Raw genomic sequence first — 23,812 nt, 5'->3', positions numbered from 1 at the left:
CCGACGCCGCGGGTAATGACTCCCCGGAAGCGGCGATCACGGCCCCGGATATCACCGCCCCGGACGCCCCGACGGTCACCCTAGCGAATGACACCGGTGATGTGGACGGTATCACCAGCGATGGCACCATCAACGTAGGCGACCTGATCGCCGACGGCAGCTGGGAATACTCCACCGACGGCGGCGACACCTGGACAGTGGGTGAGGGCGAGAGCTTCGAACTCCCCGAAGGCGCGTACGCCGACGGTGACGTGGTCGCCCGACAAACCGACGCAGCCGGCAACACCAGTGACAATGGCTTGCTGGGAGCCGTTGAGGTTGTTGATCTGGAGGCTGTAGACGATATCGCTTCTGTGGATCTGGGCGAGCCTACGGTAGTGGTTAACCCCTCTACTACTGAGGAAGGCGTTCAAGTGCTTGACATTGTTGAAGGCGACGGAGGCACCGTTAGCGGTACAACCTTTACCGTTTCCGACGATCAGCTTGGTAACGTGTCTATTCAGGTGCAGCAGGTCGCGTTGCTTGCGGTGGCCGACGCGTTCCGGGTCGAGGTTTATGATGAAGAGGACAATCTCGTTTACGTGGGGGCTACTGAAAACTCATTGGTTGGTGATATTGGCGGCCTCGAAATTTTAGGGTTGACTGGTGACGATGAGCTGGTAGCGAACATTAGTGGTCTAGCAGCAGGTAGCTACACCGTCGTAGTACGCAATGACCAGAGTACACTTGAGGGATTGTTGGATGGCCTTACTCTGGAGGAGTTGGGTGAGGCAGGTGTCGTACTGGGGCCAGAGAATCAAGCCATCGTGTTGGATGACGTTGAGAATGCTCTGAACGGCCAGTCCGCTCTTCTTGGTACTACAGTTAGGGGGATTTTGGAGCCAATACTCAACACGTCTACGACCATTGGCGCTGGTGAGCTGGTAGGTATCCTTACCGAACCATTAGATGGACTCGGCCTAACACAATTCCTGGATGACGTTATTGACGCTCTGGCAGAGGCTTTGCTGAGCAATACACTGACAGCATTCCAATTCACCGATATCACTACCACGCTGACGGAATACAGCTTTGATGGTGATCTTGTAGCGACCGGCAATGTTATTACTGGTGACGAACAAGGGGCGGGTGAGGATGCCGTTATACCTGGCAGTGCTATTACTCTTGTGACAAACAGCTTGGGGCAGAGTGTCGAAGTGCCCGACACGGGGGTTGTTTCTCTTGAGGGGCTATATGGCGTGCTAGAGATCGCGGCGGACGGTAGCTACACCTATACGGCCAATGGCGATAATGCATCTATTGATCAGGAAGAGGTGTTCACTTACACCATTTCGGATGGTATCAACAGCGCTGAAGCTGATCTCACCATCAATATCGAAGGCAGCGAGCTTCCACTGCTGACACCGCAGGACGACAGCATTGAGCTCGACTTGGGAGCACAGTCTGCAAGCGTTAATACTCCCGTCAGTAACAGCAATGTTGGGGTGGGCTTGCTCGAAGGCGATGCGGGAGATATTACCGGTGTGCCTCTGATGGTGACTCAGGACCAAGTTGGAGAGGTGCGCATTGAGGTTAGTCAGACAGCGCTCTTGGCTGTCGCGGATGCTTATGTGGTTGAGGTGGTCGACGCCGAAGGAAATGTGGTGTTTACCGCTGCCACGCCCGATAACCCGATAGTGGGTGATGTGTTAGGGCTCGGAGTGCTAGGTGTGACGGGGGATGGCACACTCGTGACTACTGCGCCTGGTTTGGCACCAGGTGACTACACCGTCGTAGTACGTAATGACCAAAGTGCCGTTGCTGAAGTCATCTCCGGCTTATCGCTTGCAGAACTCGGTGATAAGGGGGTAATCCTTGGGCCGGAGAACCAAGGTCTGGTCCTTGATGCTGTGGATAACGCCTTGGGTGATAATCCTCTGTCCGGCTCAGTACGCGGAGTACTTGAGCTGACGCTTGATACCCTCAATGGTCTGGGGGCGAGCAGCCTGGTTGATGTCATCAGTAGCACGCTGACTACATTGGGCCTTAGCAGCTTGGTGGAGGACGTCCTTGACGCTGTTGCCTCTTCTCTTGCAAGCAATACGCTGACGCTGCTGCAAACTACCAATATTACGACAACGCTAACGGAGTACAACTTCGAGGGCGATCTTGCCGCTAGTGGCAATGTGCTTACCGGTGAAGGCGAAGGCAATGTCGCTGACGGTATCGCTAATGGGGGGGTAGTAACCGCGGTTACTAACAGCGACGGTGAAAGCGTTACAGTGCTTGGCACTGGCAGCGAAGGGGTGCAGATTGCTGGGCTCTACGGTGTACTGACGCTCTTTGAGAACGGCAGCTATACCTACGCGGCTACCGGAGCGCGAGATGGGTTGGGTCAAGAGGAGGTCTTTACCTATAACGTTACGAATGGCGCCTTTGCCGCTGATGGCTCTCGTATTACGGCACAAGCTACTCTGACTGTTGGTATCGATGGTGAAGGTGTGGCAAGTGATGTTGCCCTTGCTGGTGTGGAGTATGATTACGCTACCGAAGCTGGGGTCGATTTTGACAACGATCTTGGTTTTAGCTGGCTACTCGGTGCATTGGGAGCCACGGTATGGACGCGTCAGGAACCTATTGGTAGCACTATAACGGTTGCTGAGAATACGACTCAGGATCTAACTATTGCTGTGACAGGCGGCGACCTGCTAGGGGTAGGAGGCAACACATCAATTTCTATTGAGAAACTTATTGATGGTGCTTGGCAGGTTCAAGAAACCTACGACAGTAACCAGTTGGTAGGATTGCTGGGGGTAGGTGGCAGTAGTGAGTTCGTGGTAGGCGATCTAACTCCTGGTCAGTACCGGGTGAGCATGGAACCTGGAAGCGGGCTTGTTAGTGTGGCAGGAAGCATCAGCGTTGACCTCAGTTCTACAGTGACGCAACTGGATGAGTTCGAGCAAGCGGGTATCAGCGTTGCAGAAGGCAACCTATTTGAAAACGATATACTGCGCAGCGAGGATTTCGAGCTATCAGTCGGGGGGCAGAGCACCAGCGTGGGCAGTGACGTGACGCTAGTTGGCCAGTATGGCACGCTGACTGTGGCAGCAAATGGTGATTACACTTATACACCTGATGCGGGTCTGGATTACTTTACAACCGTGCTGGAGGAAACCTTCACCTACGAGGTTGACTATGGTGACCGTGTAGAGCAGGCCGATCTAACGGTATTTGTAAGCCCATCCGGTGCAGGCATTGATAGTGATACAGAGGCAAGCATCCTCACTACTTTCATGGCGGATGATGTTATTGCTCTGGACGATGGCAGCAGCGATGAGCAAGATTCTAATGCTGACTTTGCCCAGCATGACTCTGTTGAGGAGACGGAAGCAGTAGATCTTGCCTTGGAAGACGTTATTGATATGTCTGAGCAGGAGGAAATAGTGTTTCCTGAGACTGAATCTGACAATAATGACATGGAGAGTGAGGCGGATGAACGCACTGAAAGTGTCTATACGCCAGCAGAGGCTGAGCTTATAGCACCAACAAACGATCCGCTTGATGAGTGGGATCAGAGTACGACCGTTGTGTATTAACAGCGCTTGTTTATAGGCATAGTAGCCAAAGCACCGGGCCTTATGGCCCGGTGCGTTTTTATGAGCCGTCAGTATTTAATGAAGCCAAATAAGCTTCTTGCTATATGTGTCGCATGATCTGTGCGATATATAGCAGGGGCAAAGAGTTTTAAGGCCAGCCTGTGCTGTAGCAGTAACTTGAAGTGGAGTGTGATATGAAGTTGCCAGGTGCTGACCCGGTAGAAAAAAATACAGCGTATGCGGCAGTGCTAACGTTTGGTTTGCTTATAGGAAGTGGTGTACCGCAAGCCTGGGCTCAAGAAGTTGAATCCTCATCACTGATGCCAGCGACTATATCGTCGGTACCCGAGGAGTCTGCAGGTATACAAAGGTTAACGTTACAAGAAGCCGTACAACGTGCGGTTGAGTGGTACCCGTCAGTGACAGAGTCGCTAGGCCGTTTATATGAGCAAAATGAGCAAGTGGCCGTTGCGCGGTCAGGCTACTTTCCTCAAGTAAACGCGGGTATCTCGTCGGAGTACAGAACATCAAGTAATCAGAGGGAAGAAGCGCTTAATATCACTGCATCTCAGCTTTTATATGACTTTGGGAAAGTATCAAATGATGTAAAAGCCGAGCTGTTTGGTATGGAACGCGATCAGGCAAGAGTCTTACTGGCGATAGATGAGTTGGCCCGTGAAACATCGCAAACAGTCATTGAAATCCAGCGTTATGAAACATTGCTGGAAATTGCAGATGCCCAAGTTGCTGGTATAACCGATATACAGGCATTGGCTGCGCAGCGGGCTGAGATGGGGGCTAGCACGCAGTCTGATCAAATACAGGCCCAGTCGCGATTGGAAGCCGCGATCGCGACACGCCTGCAGTTAGCGTCACAGCTTTCGGTCTCGCGAAGCAATTTGCAAAGATTAGCAGGTGTATCAACACCGGTAAGCGTTGTACAAGCGCTTCCCAATGAAGTACTTCACGCATGCACTAACGCGTCAAACCAGTTTTACAATGTACCTGAAGTAATGGTGGCTGATGCTCAACAGAACGAAGCAAAGGCGTTAATAGAAAGGCGTAAAGCAGATTTATATCCAACCGTGTCATTAGAAGCTGGATACAATCAATTTATCAACCCAAACCAAAGCGGCGATGATGATGGGGCGTCATTAAGAGTAAACCTTACAAGCAGTCTTTATCGAGGTGGGGCAACACGTGCACAAAGACGGTCGGCTGATTATGCGCTGCAAGCCATTGAGGCATCAAAAGATAATGTGCTGATCAGATTACAACAAAGTATTCAGGATGCTCAAGAGCTGACCAGAAGTGCACAAAGCCGGATAGATGTGCTGGATGCACGAGCAAGTAGTATAACAAGGACGCAAGAGTTATATCGACAGCAATATCTATCGCTAGGGACACGCTCGCTACTAGACCTTTTAAATGCAGAGGGGGAAATACACCAATCACGCTTTGACCAGGAAAATGCACGTTATGATATGTACGCCGTGCAAATGGACTGTCTTTACGCTTCTTCAGGATTCCGTAGCTTATTTGAAATAAGCGATGATGTTGTACAAGGGGTTAGCCTGTCGCCATGATTTTAAGTTGTCAATGTTTACGGGTTTTATAATGATGTTACCAACTTCAAATGTTAAGGTGTTTGCGAATGTCAAGTGAGAATGGTGGCGATCAAAATAATAATAAAAGTATAGACTACGATCACTGGATTGAAGCCATGGTCATGATAGCCAGGAGTTACAGGCTTGAATATTCAATAGAAAATGCTCGTGTAAACGCTGCCTGGAGCCAGGAGTGTGCATTACCAGAAGCACTTGGAAGCATTGCTCGCCAGCTGGGCATGTCATTGAATATTCAGCGCTTTAGTTTAAAAGAGATTACGCCCTGGCGGCTGCCAATCATTGTACAGTTTGAAAATGGGCAATTGGCTGTTGTAGAGACAGTGAGTAGTGAAGATGAGGTAGGGGTAGTTTATTGCGGCGATGAGGGTATTAAAAGCGTTATTGCTTTAGACATGTTAGAAAAGTATGCAGTAAATCTTTTTATCCTTCGCCCGTCAAAATCGGTTCCAGACTCAAGAGTAGATGAATACATAAAGCCCTATAAGAAAAACTGGTTAAGGCAGATTGTATTACGTGATTTAAAGCCCTATGGGCACATTATGGTAGCTGCGCTAATCGCTAATGTTTTAGCGCTAGCAGGCATAATTTTTACGCGCCAAGTGTATGATAGGGTTATACCTGCAGAGTCTTATTCAACGCTCTATGTACTGTTTAGTGGCGTTATGATTGCGTTATTATTTGATTTTATATTAAGAAGAACGCGCGTAAAGGTAACCGACCTGCTTGGGAAGCGTGCCGATTTACGTATGTCGGATAGAGTGTTTGGGCATGCATTAAGGATCAAGAACTCACAACGCCCAACGTCAACAGGCACGTTTATTTCACAAATACGTGAGCTAGAGCGTGTTCGAGAGCTGCTAACGTCAACAACCGTTACTGCATTCTCAGACATGCCTTTTTTCATTCTCTTTTGTTTTGTATTTTGGTATATCGCAGGATCCCTTGTTCTTGTACCTCTGGTTGCCCTTGTATTGATGCTACTGCCCGCACTCCTGGTGCAGCGTAAGCTTAAGAGGCTAGCGAACGAGTCAATGCGAGAATCATCGTTGCGAAATGCCATGTTGGTGGAGTCAATTCAAGGCATCGATGACATCAAAGCACTTCAAGCAGAGCCCAGGTTCCAGGGGCAGTGGAACCACTATAACTCGGAAGTGGCTGATGTAAATCTTAGAATTCGCTATATCACTAATACACTGAGTGTTTGGGGACATACCGTTATTACGGGGGTCTTCGCGGCGGTGGTTCTATTTGGCGCGCCTATGGTGATGTCAGGCGATTTAACAACCGGCTCCTTGGTAGCTGCTTCTATTCTGGCGTCCAGAATGCTTTCGCCCATGTCTGGTCTAACACAGGTGTTGAGTAAGTGGCAGCAGGCAAAAGTGGCTGCTGAGGGGCTTCATAAAATAATGGAGCGTCCAACCGATTACTCAGAGAGTGAAAAAAGTGTACACCGGCCCATTATCAATGGTGACTTTGAATTTAATGAAGCCTTATTTAAATATAATGCAGAAGCAAAGTTGCCCTCTCTTTATGCTAAACAGTTAACAATAGCGGCCGGTGAGAAAATCGCCATTCTTGGTAAAAATGGTGCTGGCAAGTCAACATTGCTACAAGCCTGTTCGGGAATGCTAGAGCCGAGTGAGGGGGAAGTAACGCTGGATGGAATCAGGCTTTCTCACATTGACCCTGCCGATGTTAGGCGTGATATAGCGCTTCTCAGTCAGAATGCCCGACTGTTTCACGGTACTATTCGTGAAAACCTTCTCATGGCTAGACCTCAGTCGTCTGATCCGGAACTACTGGAAGCGCTACAAACGACTGGCGCGCTGGAGTTTGTTCGTAAATTGCCTGATGGTCTGGATCATGTGATTCTGGAGGGTGGAGGAGGACTGTCCGGCGGGCAGAGGCAGGCACTATTACTCGCGCGCGTTTTCCTTCGCAAACCCAATATCTTGCTCCTGGATGAGCCCACCGCTTCGTTAGATGAAAGTTCTGAAAAGCGCATTATTCAATCATTAAGCGCGTTATCCGATGATAAAACAGTGGTTATAGCGACACATCGCATGGCCTTGCTGAGCATGGTAGAGCGTATCCTCGTGATTGATAATGGACGTATTGTTATTGATGGCCAAAAGGACAAGGTATTAGCCCAGCTCACACGTCGGTCTGCTACAAACAGGCAGAGCCTCAGTGGCAGTAGAAATAACCAGGGTGGAAGCGGGGATAAAACGCTATGACAGGGCTAACGAATACAGAGGGAAAATCAGGTAATAACGCGTCTATGTCAAAAAAAATACCGCTCCTTGATGTTAAAGAAGATGAGCGGCGCTATAACCATGAGACAGATGATGCGACTATCGTACGTTCCACCAGAATTATTTGGTGGGTACTGGCCGTTTTTATAACGTTTGGCGTATGGTCTTATTTTGCTGAACTTGTTGAAGTGTCGTCAGGCACTGGCAAGGTGGTTCCCTCATCCAGAGAGCAGGTTATTCAGTCTCTTGAGGGGGGGATTCTTGCAGATCTTCGAGTACGAGAGGGAGATACGGTCGACGTTGGGGAAATTCTGGGGCAACTTGATCCTACACAGTCGGAGTCCAGTGTAGGCGAAACAGCATCTCGATATCGTGCTGCATTGGCAAGAGTAAGCAGGCTCGTCGCTGAGGTAAATGAAGAGCCTTTAAGTTTCCCAGAAGAACTTGAGCCATTTACAGTACTGATCGCCAGTGAAACTCTGCTTTATGAAACGCGCAGAAGGGCGCTAGAAAGCTCCCTGGCAGGTATTGAAGACGCTTTGGAAATTGTACGAGAAGAACTTGAGTTGACACGTTCGTTAATGCAGGTAGGAGCAGCAAGTAATGTAGAAGTGCTGCGGCTCCGACGTCAAGAGTCAGAGCTAAAGCTGCAGGCTGCTGATGTAAGGTCGGAATACTTTGTACTAGCCAGGGAGGAATTGGCTGAAGCACGTGCTGACGTAGAGGCTTATTCTTCTGTGGTAAGAGGGCGCGCAGATACCGTTTCCCGTTTAACAATGCGTTCGCCGGTACGAGGTATTGTGAAAGATATAGAAGTGACTACGACGGGAGGGGTTATCCCGCCCAATGGCCGATTAATGACTATTGTGCCTTTGGATGACCAACTGCTAATTGAAGCGCGTATCTCGCCACGAGACATTGCTTTTATTCATCCAGGCCAGGAAGCCAGCGTTAAGATAACGGCCTATGACTATAGTTCATACGGCGGGCTGGATGGTGAAGTAGTGATTATTTCTCCTGATACGATGCAGGACGAAGCTGACCCTAATATCTTCTATTATCGGGTATTTGTAAGAACCCAAACTGATTCACTTGAAAATGATGTTGGTACAAAGTTCTCTATTGTTCCAGGGATGATTGCAACCGTAGATATACAAACGGGATCGAAAACTGTTTTTGACTACCTTATTAAGCCAATAAGTAACGCACGAGAAGCGATGAGGGAAAGGTAATAATAACCGATAGAGGACGAATAGCCGTGTATGCGGCTATTCGAACTCTGTGAGAGGTAAAGGCTCCTGAATGTTATAGCTCTCGCTGTTAGCAGCTAAATACTTAGAGGTTTTATATGTCTAAACTCAAGGCGTATGCGGGACTCTTTTTGTTGCTTTTTTGTTGGGTCAACCAGGGAGAAGCCAAGACGCGAGAGCATGAAAAGTGCTCTAATACTACTTCCTCAGGTAGCTATCAACAGCAGTATTCTACCGACGAATTTGTTATTTTTTATGATGTGGTTGGTGATCATTCTATCTCCAACCAAACAGATAGCAATCATAACCAGGTTCCTGATATCGTAGAGGACGTCATGCTGCAGCTGATCACGATGCGTGATGTGCTGCGCTCTTTAGGCTTCAAGCATCCGTTTGATCAGCATCGCTATGAGCGGGCGGGCGTTGGTCGAATTCATGTAGGCATGAGAAACACGGATATCAAAGGTCTAGCATTTGACCCACCACACCGTGATACTACTCCGGGGTTAGGAGAGCCTTGTGTGCTGCTGATTCGGCTTTCTCCTAACCTTGAAACGGGGGATTTGACTCCTGCTCATGAGCTCTTTCATCTTTATCAATACGGATACACTGTTTACAAAAACAGCTGGTATCTGGAAGGAATTGCTCGTTGGGCGGAGAGTTTGCTGGGCGAACGCGCATATCCGAGAGGGGTAATCCCCAATACGCCGGAAGAGAAGGAAGCGCTGTTTTCGCAATCCTATAATGCAGTCTCCTTCTGGATGGCGTTCTTGAAGAGTGTTTCGCCATCAACGGTGGGAGAGCAAAATTACCCTGATGGGTTACGCGCACGACGCTATGTCGATGGGGGCCAAATTATCCACAAAAAGGCCAGTACACACGGTGCCGCTGCTATCATCAATGTATTGGAATCCTTTGATATGCTTGACCGCCTGATCAGCAACGATAAGGGCTTGGGGCCAAAATCATGGCCAAATACTGACCGCCATGATGTCGCAAATAATGAGCCTATGTTTAACGTAGTCTACCAACTTATAGATGATTAATAAGCCGTAAGAGAAGTAGGTGCCTCATTAAACCTTCTACGCCCGAGAAGCGAGACGAAATTAAGTCAGCAGAAAGGCCTTTTACTTACCCCTTGGCCGCAGAAACTGAGTGCATCCATACACGCACCACGTGACTGGTAGCATGGCATAAATATTAGCTAGTGTTTTTCATGTCTTCATTGACCAGGGCGACTCGAATTTCTTTAATACTTGCTCCCTTGGCGATTAATGCAGCTGCTTTTTTCCCGTGGTTGCCTAAGGCATGCCGTTTGGGTAATGGGGCATGGGCGTAAATGTGATGAACGGTTAGTTCTTCTTTTCTTAGTTTATTGATATAAAAAACTTGAGTATTAAAAGGAATTGCTAGATCTCTAGGGTCAGATATAACAATGATAGTGGGCTGCGGGGCCTTGGGGATATCGTTAACATGTTCAGTTGGGTCGTATAGTGTATCTAAGGACTGTTTTTTGACTCCAGGAGTACGGCGTATTTTTCTCCACCGCAGAGATAGTTGGTGAACGGGTAGTAAGCCTGCTGTTAGCACAGCGGCAGATATGTCCTTGCGAAGATTCAGCATGGCGGCTGCTACTTGCCCCCCTCCGGATTGACCTACGACTATAAAGCTTTTAATTTGGTGCCTTGTTTTAAGCAAATCCAGAGTCTTGCTCATGAGTTCTATTTCGTTAATCTGACGGCTTTTTTCATGATTGCCTGACGACCCAAATGTGCCTGGACGCCCAATTAGAATAGCTGGAGTGTTGGCGTCGCCGGCCCACTGTTGCATCATTTGTACGTTTTTTTGGGGTGAATACTGTTTATAGCTAGGTGCTACTAAACGTTCTCCTCTCGCCGTTCTGAGTAGTAAGTCACCAGGAAAATAAATCATGGCTTTTACGTTTTCTCCAGCACTTAGCCCAGCGGGATAGTAGCGGATACATTCACTACTACTGTGCGTTTCCACCCATAAGGAAAAGGGAATGCTGGAAGCAAGCTCTTGCGTGCAAAAAGTACTATGTAAGACGTCATTAAAACTAAAGCTATCGCTGTCTCTGGGTACGGAAAGTAGCTTGGGGACTTGAGAAGCATAGGCAGGTAGATTTCCTTTACGCAATATTTCGGCATTCCCTATACCTAGTCTGGCCTGTATATCAGTAATATACCAACGTATCTTTTTTTTCAGTTTATTAATAATGGTCACTTTATGTAGCCCTCTGTTAACGATGCTTGTTTTTTGATGAGTATTCGGGCCTTTGGAAAATTTATAAAGTTAGCAGCCGATTAATGTTGTTTGATAATAGGCATGAGGGGCATCTTGACAGGCGATGCTTGAAGCTCATGCTAAAAAAATTGCTCAATGCTAGAAGGTTATAATATAGTGCCGTAGATGTATTTACTCAATTCGTTAGATGTGGATTTAAAAGAGTTAAATAAATAGTTTTTTCATGAGCAGTTTATTTGACCTATGTCGATTATGATATTATATGCTGTATAGCGTATCCATAACTAGATGGTTGGAAAGTTGGAACAGAATAAATACAGCGGCTCGCCAGCCTTTCTCCTTAACACAGCACCTACTGATAGAGGGGGCGAGCCGCTATAGTACTTATCGCATATTGCTTCATTGAGACTCACTGTCCATCCAAGTGATAATTTCATGCATTCCAGTGCTATTTGAGCCTTTTACCAGCACGCTGTCGCCGTCGCAAAAGGCGCTCTCTAGCACGGTTTTTAACGTATCAATAGAAGCAACATAAGCTCCTCGCTGTGTTATGGGCAAGTGATCCCAGAAGGTTCGGTAGTGTGGTCCGACTAAGTATAAACGGTCAATGTTCTCATGTTTAACAATCTCTAGCAGCGCTGTATGATACTGCTCAGCTGCTGTTCCTAGGTCTTCCATCTGACCCAAAACAGCTATTTTGCGGCCTGTGTCTTTAAGACGCCCCAGTCGCTTCAGTGCTGCGGACATTGAGCCCGGGTTGGCATTATAAGCATCATTGATTAATGTTAGCTTGCGGCCTCTGAAAAGAAGGCGCTGTTCCGCCCCACGCCCGGGTAATGCGTGGAATGTCTTTAAGCGTTCTACTATTGGTGCCATCGCGTAGTTTAGCGCTGTAATGACGGCTATTACGGCAAGACCGTTCAAAGCCATGTGATGGCCCGCTGCGCCAATTGCTATACCTTCCTGCGGCCCTCCGTAGCGTGAGAATGTAGCAATCTGTGCTGTGTTATCATAGCTAATTAGTTTTATATCGCTATCTACGTGCTCGCCGAACAAAATAACACGTTGTTTGTATTTAATGGCGGCTGCGTAGACTGTTTTAAATTCTTGCATATCGCGATTGATGACGGCTATTCCTCCTGGAGGCATGCCCTCAAAAATAGCACTTTTAGCTCGAGCAATATCTTCGACCGTATGTGAATTACCTATGTGTGCCGGATGGATGTTTAGGAATACGGCAACATGCGGTTGAACCATTCTGGAACTGATCTTCATCCTTCCTACGGCCATTTCTATAACTAGGTGTGGCGTGTCCCAGTTTGCGGAAGATAGGTTCCAGGCAATGCCATGGGGTAAGTTCGCATTGAACGCACTGGAATAAACTTCACCCTGGGTCTTTAGTGCATGTGCCAGCATAGCGACTGCCGTTGTTTTACCCGAGCTTCCGGTCACTCCGACTACAACCCCGCTCATTTGCTTCCGAGCATAGTGACCAAGAGCTAAGATTGCTTCTCCAGTATTATCAACCTTTAGTACGGGAAGTTCGTTACTTTCTATGTCATTTATTGCCGGGAAAGATGAAGATGGGCTCACCATTACGCCCGCTGGTGTTGGTAATGTACGCAGATGACTTGGCCGTATTCCAAGCTTTTCGTTTGTCCCTTTGACTATCACTAAATCACCGTGGCCAACACTTGGGGCAAAGTATTTAATACCCTTTGCGGACCAGCCGCTTTCGGGCCGTTGAGCCCAGTGTCCACCTGTAGCTGCCTCTAAGTGATGGGCATTCCAAACGCGGCCGTTACTCTCTAGTCTATTTGTACTGGCGCCTTCTAAATAATGCAATAAATAAGCCACATACCCCGACAGATAGTGCTCCACATCATCAATGCGCACACGAAAACTATGATGACGGATGAAAAAGCTGCCCATAATGCGTTGCGGGTTCTGAAAATAGATCGCAAACTCTGGCCAGAAAAAGCCATTGAGCAGGTAGTGTGCTCGTGCCTCTAAGGCGCGGTAAAACTTTTTCAGATTGATTTGCTCCAGCAGATGCCGGTGCTGGTCGCTTGCTTCCAGGCGCGTAATCATTTTGTGAGCTGCCATCATTAGTTCGAGCAGTGTTGGGAAGGTAGTAATACGCCCAATCACAAAATCAAGATGCCCGGCAACATTTTTGATACCAAACTGGTAGTAACGCGCTTCTGGCCGATACAGGGTTAATTCATTGACACAATAGCTAAGCCAATGGTCATGGATTTTCCAGTGCTCTTTCTCGATGAAATACTCGAACGCCTTTTCAACCGTGTTCAGCCAGCGCTCATCTTTAGTAAGACCGTATAGACGCATTAGCCCAAAAGCGGCTTCGCCATCGTAGTAGATGATGCGGAACTCTTCTTTTATGCTGAGGTCATCGGCATTTAAAACGTGGTAAAGCTGGCCGTTTTCCTGGTTTTGCATGCGCTGTATGCCGAGCGCTAGCTGCTCCATAAGGGACAAATACTGCTGGTCATTGGTAAGCTCTGTGTACTTAACAAGTGCCAGCAGGCATACCGCGTTACCACCAAGCTTTATTTCATTATTATTATCTTGTAAGTAGGCGAGGGTTTCACCTGAAGGCAGTGTGTATTGGCGAATTAGCTCGTTAGTTAAGTGCTTGATAGAACGGTCTATCGCAGATTTTAACTCGCTGCTTTTAGTGACCTCCCAAGCTTCAAGCATAGAGTAGGTGGTACTGGTATGGCGAAGTGTATTGTAGGCTTTAATTTCTCTGTCGAAGCAGGGGTGTATGCCATAAGTAAAGCGGCCTTTTGCATCGACCTGTTCTGCCAGGAATTGGCTGGATTGCTGGATTAATGACGTTACCTGTACGGGGTCTAGCTTCTCGATAATTCGCCGCCCTGTGTTGCGGCCCTCCGTGCCACCGCTATAGCCGTGGAGTAGTGCATAGGGTTGATCGGGCTGCACTAAAATGGCCTGTGTAGTAAAGAGCAGGGCTTGATCTTGAGAACTAGAGGGTAACGAGAAGTGCTTACCGTAGCGGTTCACGCCATAGCTGAGAAAATTTTTCTTGTTAAGTGCTGCTTTGGGCTGTTTAGCGCCAAGATACAGCATTGCATTCGCGTTGAGCTCTTGCTCAAGAAAGGCGTAGCGGAAGTTGGTGTCTAAAGAAATACCGTAGCGGAAGTAGTTACGCTTTACGCTTTGCATTTGTTTTAAGCAGTCTGCCCAGGGCATAACCAGTTTTTCAGTCACCCAGTCAATACGTAACCAGCGTACCCCGAGGGACGTTTTGAGTTTACGTTGCTGCCAGTCAGCGAATTTTTTCCACACTTCATCTAGCTGTTTGCCGGAAAAGTGCACAACGGTTGCTCGCTGTAAGCCATCGGTAAATGAGAAAAAAACGGTCAGGATTTTACCTGCCAACAAGCGGGAGTTTGATAATGCCTCTTCTAGCGGGGCTTTTGCCTGTACCATCAGGTCTGAGAGCTTTTTTGTAGGACATGTGTCCATAAAGCCGCGTAACGGCGGGCGGGTGTTAGGTCTGTTGCTACGCGTTAAAGTTGTTTTTTTGGCCGCTGATGGTTTGTTCATACTGTGTTTCTCATTGTTGGCGTCGCTGAAGTATAAGGGTATGAAGTACCTGCAAGGTATGCCTTTTCTCCAAGGCCTAAAGCTCCTGCTTAGTGAGAGAGGTGTATTCGCACCTTACAGCTCAATATTCATTTTAATTATTGTGAGGCATTAGCGCTGGGAGGGGTACCCCTGCTTGATGAAGGGAGGGGGGAGATATTTCGCCAACAAGTTTTAAAACTACTTGCCATGGTCGGTCCTGGTCTGTACTATATGCATCCGTTCGAAGGGGTCGTTAGCTCAGTTGGTAGAGCAGTTGACTTTTAATCAATTGGTCGTAGGTTCGAATCCTACACGACCCACCATCGAACAGCGCGTCATTAGACATATCGCTATGTCAGCACAGTAAGCAAAAATTTGGGTCGTTAGCTCAGTTGGTAGAGCAGTTGACTTTTAATCAATTGGTCGTAGGTTCGAATCCTACACGACCCACCAAATTCAACGCCCTTGGTAGCTTGCTGCCAGGGGCGTTTTGCTGTGTGCCTGATGCGTACAGCCGCACAATATACCACTTGCAGAAGACAACAATTTGCCACCACAATGGCTTCATGCAATGTGATTAAGCAACGTTCATTAGAGAAAGCTGTTAAGAGAAAACAGCGTAGAGAAATAGTTAGTAGCGCAGTAGGCCACCGCGAGAGACGCAGCGGCCTGTTGCAATCGCGAGCGGCATGTGTGGATGACACAGGTCGCGACTAGTGTTTAACAGGGGGATTCCCTGTTCGTCACAGTGGTAGACACGATGACTATTATGACTTCTCAAGCTGAGCTTGATGCTCCGCTCCCTAGCCCGTATTGCCCTACTCGTATTCCCGCAGAAGACCAGGCGCGTGTCGAAGAGATAAAGCAGCTGCTGCACACGCACAATGCCGTCCTGGTCGCACACTACTACACCGATGACGCTATCCAACAGTTAGCGGAAGAAACCGGTGGCTGCGTGGCAGACTCCCTTGAAATGGCGCGCTTTGGCGCTCGACATGACGCTACCACGCTGATTGTGGCAGGTGTGCGTTTTATGGGGGAAACAGCCAAAATCCTTTCGCCTGAAAAACGCGTATTGATGCCCACGCTGGAGGCAACCTGCTCGCTGGATATTGGCTGCCCGGTAGATGCGTTCAGCGCCTTTTGCGATGCGAACCCCGACCGAACCGTGGTGGTGTATGCCAATACATCAGCAGCTGTCAAAGCACGTGCTGACTGGGTGGTGACGTCATCCATTGCCGTTGACGTGATTGAGTACTTGCAGGCAAAAGGTGAAAAAATCCTTTGGGCACCGGATAAGCATCTGGGGGGATATATTCAGAAAAAAACCGGCGCTGATATGCTGATGTGGGACGGCGCCTGTATTGTGCATGAAGAGTTCAAGGCGAAAGGTATTGAGGACTTAAAACGCCTTTATCCTGATGCGGCGGTGCTGGTGCATCCTGAATCGCCGGACGCGGTGGTCAATATGGCGGATGTGGCGGGGTCGACGTCCCAGTTAATCAAGGCCGCTCAAACATTGCCCAATAACCAGCTTATCGTGGCAACAGATCGCGGCATTTTCTTTAAGATGCAGCAAGCGGTGCCGGACAAGACATTGTTTGAAGCGCCGACAGCCGGGAATGGCGCTACCTGCCGAAGCTGCGCGCACTGCCCGTGGATGGCCATGAATGCACTGGATAATCTGGCGGATGCGCTGCGCTACGGCAGTGGGGAAATTCATGTTGATGAGTCGCTACGCCAGAAAGCGCTAAAGCCGCTTGAGCGTATGCTGAATTTCAACGCTAAATAGAACAGCTTCACGCTGTGATTAGCTCATCAAGCTCCTGGCCCTTCGCAGGCCAGGAGCTTGATGCGGGCCATTCATTTCAAAGCGTTACGTCGTTAAAAGTCATCCAGCGCTTTACGGTATTCAATAAAGGCTTCTCGGCGCTGTTCAATACGTGCAAGCGCTTGCTGGTCGTTCTCTTGCTCGGCCGCGTTGCGCGCCAGTGAGAGTTGCTGAATGCCTCGGTCGACTCGTCCTGTCAGCTGTAAATGCTCGGCGCGCGCCAAATGCCCCCAACCGTTGTGCCCGCTTCGCCCAGCGGCTTCGGCCAGCAGGTTAAAGCCTGGAGGGTATTCAGGGTTTTGCGCTGTTATGTTACGCAGGAGCTGATAAGCGGCTTCTGGGTCTCGCTGCAGTTGTGCCTCTGCCAAAATCAGTTGGGCGGGCAGATAAGATGGCATCAGCCTCAAAAGGCGCTGGCTTCGGGTAATGGCTTCATCATAGCGTTGGGCATCCAGCGCGACGCTTGCCGCAGACGCAGGCAGCATGCCGTAATCCGGTAGCTCAGTGGCCAGTTGATCGAGCATTTGTAAGGCTTGATCCGTTTGACCATTACGCGCAGTTATTAATGCCTCTAGATAGCGTCGTGCCGGCTCTTCTGCGTCATCCTGGGCAAGGCGGGAAGCGGCTTGTTGCGGGGAGTTTTGGTAAATGCTTAATAGGGCGCGAGCGCGCATCATGTCGTAAAGCGTATTGCTGGTATAGGTGCTGGCCACACTGAGCTGCGAGGCACGCCCTTGTGCATCGCTTAAGCGGCTGTCTGAAACTGGGTGGGTGAGTAGAAACTCAGGCGGGTTGCCGCCTTGTAGTCGCGCCAAGCGTTGCATGGCAGAAAACATGCGGACCATGGCATGAGGGTCGTAGCCAGCATCGGCCATCGCCTGTAAGCCGATACGGTCAGCCTCTTGCTCAAAACGTCTTGAGTAGCTGAGCTGGTCCTGGATCAGGGCAGCCTGTGAGCCCATGGCGGCGGCAAGGCCCGCTTCGCCACCTCCGCTGGCCGCTACCAGCATGCCCGCCAGCATGGCTGCCATGGCAGGAAGTTGCGTCTGTTCTGCTCGCGCGCTACCTCGGGCATAGTGGCGCTGTGATAAGTGGCCAAGCTCATGAGCAATCACCGAGACAAAAGCACCTTCATCTTCAGCAAAGGCAAAAAGCCCGGAATTGATTCCCACCACGCCACCGGGAACGGCAAAGGCATTGAGTGATCGGTTATCGACCATCACCATCGTCGTTTGCAGGTCTCCCAATTGGCTGTATGGCAGCAGGCGCGCCACAAGGCTTTCCAGGTAATCGCTTACGATAGGGTCTTGCCACTGAGGCGCCTGGGCCCGGAACTGACGTAGCCATGCTCGGCCCAAACGGAACTCTTCACTGCTGGCTGATGACGAGGGACCGCCAAGCGTGGGCAGATGATAGTCATTAAGTGCGTAGCTTGGCGGGCTTGAGACGCTAATGCTGCAAGCAACAATTAGCGCGCAGAGCCCACGGGGATAAGCAGTCCGTATGTGCGGCATGGCATCCTCATTGATAAGGGTAAAGCGCAGCGGTTACCGCTGTGACATTGATTGATGCTGTAAAGTGCCGTTAAATCAAGTGAACAGTGATCATCGCAACATAAACAGTTTATGCAACAATGGCGAGATCATGCAGGCATTTTTAGGGAGCAGGTATGTCTGAATCATCCGTACGTTTTCATCCAGACGTGGTGCTTGATGCGTGTGGGCTGCCGTGTCCGATGCCGTTACTCAAGACTAAACAGGCGTTAGCCGGTTTGGCGGCTGGGCAGTTGCTTGAAGTGCGTGCCACTGATGCAGGCTCATGGCGCGATATAGCGTCGTTTACTGATCAAGGCAATCATGAGATGGCGGCGCGAGAGCAGCATGAAGGCACGTACTTTTTTTGGATACGTAAGGCGGGAGACGCACACTAATGACCATGCGTACTATTCTTAAAAGCTGGGTTGAACGCTATTTTTCCGATGAAGAAGCGCTCGTCTTATTGCTGGTATTGGTGGCTGGCTTTACGGCCATTATCTTGTTTGGCCACATGCTGGCGCCGTTTTTTACCGCACTGGTTCTGGCTTTTCTGCTGCAAGGGGTGGTGAGCGCTTTAACGCGAAGAGGGATACCCCATCTTTTAGCCGTTACTCTTATTTTTCTAGCCTTTATCAGTGCTTTGTTAACCCTTGCGTTCATTTTAATGCCGCTGATTTGGAATCAGTTGGTCGGGTTTGTACATGAAACGCCGCGCATGTTTGCCAGCGGCCAGGGGTGGTTGGATGAGATGCAGGCGCGCTACCCAAACCTGGTTACGCCTGATCAAATGCAGAGCTGGATCGGTGTAGCAAGCCGTGAAATTAGCCAGCTAGGCCAGCGTGCGCTGACGCTCTCCTTGGCCTCTTTGGGTAATGTCATGTCACTGATTATTTACCTCGTCCTTGTGCCCATTCTGGTCTTCTTTATGCTGAAGGACCGCGAGGCGCTGGTTGGGTTCGCGGTTTCGCTGTTGCCACAAAAACGTGCGCTGTTAACGCGCATCTGGCAGGAAATGGATCATCAGATTGCGAACTATATTCGGGGCAAGTTCATCGAAATCATCATTGTGGGTACGGTAGCGTTTGGCACCTTTACCTTTTTTGGTTTGCCGTATACAGCGCTGCTGGCTGTTCTGGTGGGCTTTTCGGTGCTGGTGCCTTTTATCGGCGCTGCGGTGGCTACACTGCCGGTCATGGCGGTAGCAGGTTTTCATTTTGGATTAAGCGATCAGTTTATTTACGTGCTGGTTGCCTATGGCGTGATTCAGGCGCTGGATGGAAACGTTCTGTCGCCAGTGCTGTTTTCTGAAACCAATAATATTCATCCCGTTTCCATTATTGTCGCGGTGCTTTTCTTTGGCGGTATTTGGGGCTTCTGGGGCGTGTTTTTCGCCATTCCGTTGGCCACGCTGCTAAAAGCGTTGGTCTACGCTTGGCCGAGGGGTGTTCGTGAGCAGAATGGAGAAGAGGGTATTATCCAGGCGGAGTCATAAGACCGCACGGCCGCTGCCCGAGGGTTAACAATGCCCTTGGTTTAACACGCTGAGTCTTTTGAACAGTTAACGCCCGCTCGGTGACGACACTGAGCGGGCGTTTTTATTAACGGCTCGCGTGTAGTGCTTCCGCGGCAGCCAGCACTTCCTCTACGTGGCCTGGCACTTTAACGCCACGCCATTCGTTGGCAAGGTTGCCTGCTGCATCTATTAAGAAAGTACTGCGCTCAATGCCCAGATGCTCCTTGCCGTACATTTTTTTCAGTTTGATAACATCAAATATCGTACAGACAGTTTCATCCTTGTCGGAAATGAGCGGGAAGTTAAAATCCTGCTTGGCTTTAAAATTTTCCTGGGCACGCAAACCGTCCCGAGACACCCCTAAAATAACCGTATTGGCGTTATCGAACGCTTTTTTATGGTCGCGGAAATCGCCGCCTTCGGTGGTGCAGCCGGGTGTGCTGGCCTTGGGATAAAAATAGATAACGACCTGTTTGCCACGTAGTTCCGACAGTGTGATTGTCGTATCGCCCGTCGCACTTGCAGAAAAATCGGGGACAGGTTGGCCTAATTCGATATGCATGCAGACTCCTAATCGTTGACGACTTATAGGGTGATTACACGCAACCTGAGGCAGCATGTCAAAGGCATGATAGGTGTGCATCACAAACTCACAGCGGTTTGCGCTGTACAGGCTCGAATCGCCTGAGTACCATTTACCCTCTGTAGGCCCAAACGGGCAGTCGCCATGATGCGTAAAAGAGTGGTTCGGCGCCTTGTCTGGATGTCCATGTTGGGCTTGGTCTCATAATTTTGTAGATGAGGAATAAACGGATGATCACAGGCAGCATCGTCGCCCTGGCGACGCCGATGAAAGTCAATGGCGACATCGACTGGGAGGCGCTTCGTCGTCTGGTGAACTTCCACCTTGATAACGGAACAGACGGCATCGTTGCCGCAGGCACCACTGGCGAGCCTACGACCATGACGTTTGCAGAGCACTTTGACGTGATCCGCAGTGTGGTGGAGGAGGTCAACGGACGCATTCCGGTGATCGCCGGTACGGGTGCTAATGCGACGTCTGAAGCCGTTGAGCTTGCTCGGTACGCCAGTGAAGTAGGGGCTGATTACTGTTTGTCCGTTTGCCCCTATTATAATAAGCCGACTCAGGAAGGCTTGTACCAGCACTTTAAGGCGGTGGCAGAAGGCAGCAAACTACCGGTTATCATGTATAACGTGCCGGGGCGTACCTGCTCTGACCTGTACAATGAAACGGTTGTACGCTTGGCAGGCGTTGATAACATCATCGGTTTGAAAGATGCCACTGGAAACCTTGAGCGCGCAGAAGATCTAATTTCGCGCTTAAAGGGCAGTGACTTTATGCTGTATTCCGGTGATGACGCGACGGCCTGCGAGTTTATGCTGATGGGTGGGCATGGTGATATTTCGGTGACGGCGAACGTTGCCCCTAAGGCAATGCATGAGCTATGTGTGGCCGCTGTCGCTGGCGACGCAGATAAAGCGCATCAAATTAATACCCGTTTAATGCCGTTGCATACTAATCTGGGCATTGAATCCAATCCTATACCGGTAAAATGGGCGCTTAACCGGATGGGGTATATGGATGCAGGTATTCGTTTGCCACTGACATGGTTATCCGAGAAGTACCACGCCACTGTCAGTGAAGCGCTGCAACTGGCGGGCGTGATTGAGGAGTAATGCTCTTTCATTACACCCAGCGCGATACCCTTTGTTACCGGGAGCACAGTGATGTGCTGCCGGTTAACTGATTTGTTGACTGTTAAGGTGGCTTGATGAGCTTTGTGCTTGAAAAACGTGCGCTTAAATGGATACCGCTGGCACTCGTAACGGCTGTCGCTCTGGCAGGTTGCGCGCGCGATGGTTATTACCACGACCGTAACCTGGATTATACAGAAGCCGCTCCGGCGCCCCCTCTGGTGCTGCCAGAGACCCGCAATGCGCAGCGCTATCAGGATGCACTGCCCGTTCCTCAAGCAGCCATGCAGGGTGCCCGCATCGAAGAAGCTGCGGAAATACGCGCTCCTCAGTCGTTATCGATTGGCAGTGGTCTAGAGCCCGAATACGTGGAACGCCGGGAAGCAGGTAGCCAAAGCTGGCTAGTGGTGGCGGCCGATACGGGCGCCGTCTGGCCGCAGTTGGAGTCCTTTGCGCGTAGCCGTCAACTAGGTGTGGAGCAAAGCGATGCGTCGCAGGGCGTTATCGTAACGTCGCAGGCCGATTTACGTCTGCAAAGTGCCATGCGTTCTGGCAGCAGTGAAGTGCGCTGTGAACGTGGTGGCCAGACCATGACGAGCTGCCTCGACGCCTTGGAAGAGTTTCTGGGGGCGCGCAGTGCGTCACAGAGCGTGGCTTCCTCCTGGAATGCCCAGCGCTTGAATACCCAGCAAACGCTACAGCTTCGTCAGCAGGGTGATGAGTGGCAAGCTGTCATTCCCCAGCCGATTGATCGTGTTTGGGCTGAACTCAATCACTATCTCGCGTTGGATTTCACCCTACAAGGTCAGCGTAATCTGCTCGCTACCAGCCCGGAGCGTCATGAATTTCTGGTGGAATACATGACCGAGACTGAGCGTGGTCGCAACCCGCTGCAAATTGTATTTAGTGCCGATGTGCGCAAGATGCCCCAGGAAATACGTATTGTGCTGCAGCCCGATGGCAATCAGACCATTTTACGCGCGGTGAATGCCAGTGAGCGTGAGTTTAATGCCGATGACCAGCGTGAGCTGTTAGAACGTGTTGCTGGCTATTTACGTTAATCTGTTTATTTGATCCCTTTCGGAGCTGTCATGGAAAAGCGCCAAGAACTTTATGCCGGTAAGGCAAAATCTGTATATCACACCGATGATCCGGATCTGCTGGTGCTGCAGTTTCGTGATGACACCAGCGCTTTTGATGGTAAGAAGAAAGAAGCGCTGGCCCGTAAAGGGATGGTCAATAACGTCTTCAACGCATTTATTATGGAGCGTTTGCAAGAGGCCGGTATCCCTACGCATTTTGAAAAACAACTCTCCGATACCGAGAGCCTTGTTAAGAAAATGCAGATGATTCCGGTCGAGTGCGTGGTACGCAACATCGCTGCGGGTGGGCTGGTAAAACGGCTGGGCGTTGAAGAAGGTGTTGCACTTACGCCGCCTACCTTTGAGCTGTTCTTGAAGAACGACGAAAAAGGCGACCCGATGATCAACGAGTCGTTGGCAGAAACCTTTGGTTGGGCAACGCCCGAGCAGCTGGCCAAGATGAAAACGCTGACCTTCAAGGTTAACCACGTGTTAAAGCAACTGTTTGCCGAAGGCGATATGCTGCTGGTGGACTACAAGCTTGAGTTTGGCGTGTTCAAAGGCGAAGTGGTGCTGGGCGATGAGTTCTCTCCGGATGGCTGCCGCCTGTGGGATGCCAATACCCGAGAGAAGCTGGATAAAGACCGCTTCCGCCAAGGCCTGGGCGGCGTGATCGAAGCCTACGAAGAAGTAGGTCGGCGTCTGGGAATCACCTTTCCTGCCTGATCGCCCGTACTAGCCAGTCATGATGTCGATAGCCACCACTTCTAACGTGGTGGCTTCGTCGTTGTGTAGGGCTCGAAACTTCACATCGACATCGCGCAGCCTAACGCCATAGACACGCCCAGGCTCCTCGCTTTGCTTGTAAGCGGGGCGTGGGTCTTGCCCAAGCACTTGCTCGATCAAGGCATACAAGCTTGCGCTATCAACGCGGCGTGCCAAGGTATCCAGCGCATCGTGGCTGAACGTGACGGGCAGCAACACGGGGGCTTGCGGTGCAAAACCGGCGACAGCTTCAGGGCGTGCTTCGGCCCAGGGCAGGTAGGGCTTGATATCGACCACCGGGGTGCCGCTCACCAAATCGCAGCCTTCGAGTCTTAAACGAACCCCTTGGTGAGTTTCGATACCGGCCAGCGTTACCAGCGAGAGGCCCAGCCGATTAGGTCGGTGGGTACTGCGGCTGGCAAATACACCTACCTTGCGGTTGCCCCCAAGCCGTGGTGGGCGCACTAATGGCGTCCAACGCTCTGGGCTTTGATGAAAAATAAATGACACCCAAAGATGGCTAAAATCCTCCAGTCCACGCACCGTTAAGGGGTCGTTATAGGGTGCCGTTAGCACGAGACTGGCGTTGGCCGCCTGCGCCAGGCCCGGTTGGCGGGGTATGCCAAACTTGTCCGGGTAGTCGCTAACAACGTAACCGATAGGCGTCAGCGTAAAGGACGCACTTTCAGGGGCATTGTGCATGCTACTGCCTTATGCTGAGATAGGCGGCCAAGTATAAAGCAGGCTGACGTTATACGCCGAATGCTTGATCCCCATTTCGA

The 23,812-nt window shown here is 50.1% G+C and carries 16 protein-coding genes and 2 tRNA genes; 13 read left to right on the top strand and 5 right to left on the bottom strand.

Annotated features, from left to right (window positions below):
• The 5 genes from ACT3TC_RS03175 to ACT3TC_RS03155 all read left to right on the top strand — a co-directional run.
• A partial coding sequence (locus tag ACT3TC_RS03175) for a beta strand repeat-containing protein (protein WP_444639087.1) occupies nucleotides 1-3,575 on the top strand: 3,575 nt, incomplete at its 5' end.
• A 194-nt stretch (nucleotides 3,576-3,769) separates the two neighbouring features.
• On the top strand, nucleotides 3,770-5,161 hold the full coding sequence (locus ACT3TC_RS03170; RefSeq protein WP_444639086.1) for a TolC family protein: 1,392 nt from the start codon (nucleotides 3,770-3,772) through the stop codon (nucleotides 5,159-5,161).
• 68 nt (nucleotides 5,162-5,229) lie between these two features.
• On the top strand, nucleotides 5,230-7,440 hold the full coding sequence (locus ACT3TC_RS03165) for a type I secretion system permease/ATPase (protein ID WP_444639085.1): 2,211 nt from the start codon (nucleotides 5,230-5,232) through the stop codon (nucleotides 7,438-7,440).
• Complete coding sequence (locus tag ACT3TC_RS03160) at nucleotides 7,437-8,690, top strand: HlyD family efflux transporter periplasmic adaptor subunit (protein WP_444639084.1); 1,254 nt, start codon at nucleotides 7,437-7,439, stop codon at nucleotides 8,688-8,690. Before ACT3TC_RS03165 ends, ACT3TC_RS03160 begins: the two co-directional genes overlap by 4 nt.
• 116 nt (nucleotides 8,691-8,806) lie before the next feature.
• Complete coding sequence (locus ACT3TC_RS03155; protein ID WP_444639083.1) at nucleotides 8,807-9,754, top strand: hypothetical protein; 948 nt, start codon at nucleotides 8,807-8,809, stop codon at nucleotides 9,752-9,754.
• Between the two features lie 154 nt (nucleotides 9,755-9,908).
• Here the strand turns inward: ACT3TC_RS03155 and ACT3TC_RS03150 are convergent, their stop codons facing one another.
• Together ACT3TC_RS03150 and ACT3TC_RS03145 are read right to left on the bottom strand one after the other, a co-directional pair.
• Nucleotides 9,909-10,952: an alpha/beta fold hydrolase gene (locus ACT3TC_RS03150; RefSeq protein WP_444639082.1), complete on the bottom strand. Its 1,044-nt coding sequence runs from the start codon at nucleotides 10,950-10,952 to the stop codon at nucleotides 9,909-9,911.
• 420 nt (nucleotides 10,953-11,372) lie between these two features.
• On the bottom strand, nucleotides 11,373-14,567 hold the full coding sequence (locus ACT3TC_RS03145) for a Mur ligase family protein (RefSeq protein ID WP_444639081.1): 3,195 nt from the start codon (nucleotides 14,565-14,567) through the stop codon (nucleotides 11,373-11,375).
• 268 nt (nucleotides 14,568-14,835) lie between these two features.
• On the opposite strand from ACT3TC_RS03145, the gene ACT3TC_RS03140 reads away from it, so the two are divergent.
• The 3 genes from ACT3TC_RS03140 (at nucleotide 14,836) to nadA (ending at nucleotide 16,380) form a co-directional block, all read left to right on the top strand.
• Nucleotides 14,836-14,911: transfer RNA gene (locus ACT3TC_RS03140), tRNA-Lys, on the top strand.
• 54 nt (nucleotides 14,912-14,965) lie between these two features.
• Nucleotides 14,966-15,041 (top strand) — tRNA-Lys (locus ACT3TC_RS03135).
• A gap of 307 nt (nucleotides 15,042-15,348) precedes the next feature.
• Complete coding sequence (gene nadA / locus ACT3TC_RS03130) at nucleotides 15,349-16,380, top strand: quinolinate synthase NadA (protein WP_444639080.1); 1,032 nt, start codon at nucleotides 15,349-15,351, stop codon at nucleotides 16,378-16,380.
• Between the two features lie 92 nt (nucleotides 16,381-16,472).
• Here the strand turns inward: nadA and ACT3TC_RS03125 are convergent, their stop codons facing one another.
• A complete protein-coding gene (locus ACT3TC_RS03125; protein ID WP_444639079.1) occupies nucleotides 16,473-17,933 on the bottom strand; it encodes a M48 family metalloprotease in 1,461 nt (486 codons plus the stop codon).
• Nucleotides 17,934-18,088: 155 nt separating this feature from the next.
• Between ACT3TC_RS03125 and ACT3TC_RS03120 the strand changes: the two genes are divergently transcribed.
• Nucleotides 18,089-18,349 carry a sulfurtransferase TusA family protein gene (locus ACT3TC_RS03120; protein ID WP_444639078.1) on the top strand — a complete coding sequence of 87 codons (261 nt, stop codon included), beginning with the start codon at nucleotides 18,089-18,091 and terminating at the stop codon, nucleotides 18,347-18,349.
• The gene (locus tag ACT3TC_RS03115; protein ID WP_444627691.1) at nucleotides 18,349-19,446 is read left to right on the top strand and encodes an AI-2E family transporter; all 1,098 of its coding nucleotides are present in this window, start codon (nucleotides 18,349-18,351) and stop codon (nucleotides 19,444-19,446) included. Before ACT3TC_RS03120 ends, ACT3TC_RS03115 begins: the two co-directional genes overlap by 1 nt.
• Before the next feature lie 106 nt (nucleotides 19,447-19,552).
• Here ACT3TC_RS03115 and ACT3TC_RS03110 read toward each other — a convergent pair whose 3' ends face one another.
• Nucleotides 19,553-20,029 carry a peroxiredoxin gene (locus tag ACT3TC_RS03110; protein WP_193053283.1) on the bottom strand — a complete coding sequence of 159 codons (477 nt, stop codon included), beginning with the start codon at nucleotides 20,027-20,029 and terminating at the stop codon, nucleotides 19,553-19,555.
• Between the two features lie 251 nt (nucleotides 20,030-20,280).
• On the opposite strand from ACT3TC_RS03110, the gene dapA reads away from it, so the two are divergent.
• The 3 genes from dapA to purC all read left to right on the top strand — a co-directional run bounded on the left by dapA (nucleotide 20,281) and on the right by purC (nucleotide 22,991).
• Nucleotides 20,281-21,165, top strand: a complete 885-nt coding sequence (gene dapA, locus ACT3TC_RS03105; RefSeq protein ID WP_193053282.1) for a 4-hydroxy-tetrahydrodipicolinate synthase — start codon at nucleotides 20,281-20,283, stop codon at nucleotides 21,163-21,165.
• Nucleotides 21,166-21,260: 95 nt separating this feature from the next.
• Entirely contained in the window at nucleotides 21,261-22,244 is a 984-nt protein-coding gene (bamC, locus tag ACT3TC_RS03100) for an outer membrane protein assembly factor BamC (RefSeq protein WP_444639077.1), read from the top strand.
• 30 nt (nucleotides 22,245-22,274) lie between these two features.
• The gene (gene purC, locus ACT3TC_RS03095; RefSeq protein ID WP_172117407.1) at nucleotides 22,275-22,991 is read left to right on the top strand and encodes a phosphoribosylaminoimidazolesuccinocarboxamide synthase; all 717 of its coding nucleotides are present in this window, start codon (nucleotides 22,275-22,277) and stop codon (nucleotides 22,989-22,991) included.
• Between the two features lie 9 nt (nucleotides 22,992-23,000).
• On the opposite strand, the gene tsaA is transcribed toward purC, so the two are convergent.
• On the bottom strand, nucleotides 23,001-23,732 hold the full coding sequence (gene tsaA, locus ACT3TC_RS03090; RefSeq protein ID WP_444639075.1) for a tRNA (N6-threonylcarbamoyladenosine(37)-N6)-methyltransferase TrmO: 732 nt from the start codon (nucleotides 23,730-23,732) through the stop codon (nucleotides 23,001-23,003).
• Nucleotides 23,733-23,812: the final 80 nt, after the last annotated feature.

This window comes from Halomonas sp. AOP27-A1-41 (genome assembly GCF_052378605.1).
Lineage (GTDB): Bacteria > Pseudomonadota > Gammaproteobacteria > Pseudomonadales > Halomonadaceae > Vreelandella > Vreelandella citrativorans.
This window is presented reverse-complemented; position numbering and strand designations above follow the sequence as displayed.

Excerpts from the sequence above, each read along its gene's own strand:
- ACT3TC_RS03160 (WP_444639084.1), top strand. The coding sequence starts at position 7,437 with ATGACAGGGCTAACGAATACAGAGGGAAAATCAGGTAATAACGCGTCT.
- ACT3TC_RS03110 (WP_193053283.1), bottom strand. The coding sequence starts at position 20,029 with ATGCATATCGAATTAGGCCAACCTGTCCCCGATTTTTCTGCAAGTGCG.
- ACT3TC_RS03115 (WP_444627691.1), top strand. The coding sequence starts at position 18,349 with ATGACCATGCGTACTATTCTTAAAAGCTGGGTTGAACGCTATTTTTCC.
- ACT3TC_RS03155 (WP_444639083.1), top strand. The coding sequence starts at position 8,807 with ATGTCTAAACTCAAGGCGTATGCGGGACTCTTTTTGTTGCTTTTTTGT.
- dapA (WP_193053282.1), top strand. The coding sequence starts at position 20,281 with ATGATCACAGGCAGCATCGTCGCCCTGGCGACGCCGATGAAAGTCAAT.
- ACT3TC_RS03170 (WP_444639086.1), top strand. The coding sequence starts at position 3,770 with ATGAAGTTGCCAGGTGCTGACCCGGTAGAAAAAAATACAGCGTATGCG.
- nadA (WP_444639080.1), top strand. The coding sequence starts at position 15,349 with ATGACTATTATGACTTCTCAAGCTGAGCTTGATGCTCCGCTCCCTAGC.
- ACT3TC_RS03145 (WP_444639081.1), bottom strand. The coding sequence starts at position 14,567 with ATGAACAAACCATCAGCGGCCAAAAAAACAACTTTAACGCGTAGCAAC.
- ACT3TC_RS03165 (WP_444639085.1), top strand. The coding sequence starts at position 5,230 with ATGTCAAGTGAGAATGGTGGCGATCAAAATAATAATAAAAGTATAGAC.
- ACT3TC_RS03120 (WP_444639078.1), top strand. The coding sequence starts at position 18,089 with ATGTCTGAATCATCCGTACGTTTTCATCCAGACGTGGTGCTTGATGCG.
- bamC (WP_444639077.1), top strand. The coding sequence starts at position 21,261 with ATGAGCTTTGTGCTTGAAAAACGTGCGCTTAAATGGATACCGCTGGCA.
- tsaA (WP_444639075.1), bottom strand. The coding sequence starts at position 23,732 with ATGCACAATGCCCCTGAAAGTGCGTCCTTTACGCTGACGCCTATCGGT.
- ACT3TC_RS03125 (WP_444639079.1), bottom strand. The coding sequence starts at position 17,933 with ATGCCGCACATACGGACTGCTTATCCCCGTGGGCTCTGCGCGCTAATT.
- purC (WP_172117407.1), top strand. The coding sequence starts at position 22,275 with ATGGAAAAGCGCCAAGAACTTTATGCCGGTAAGGCAAAATCTGTATAT.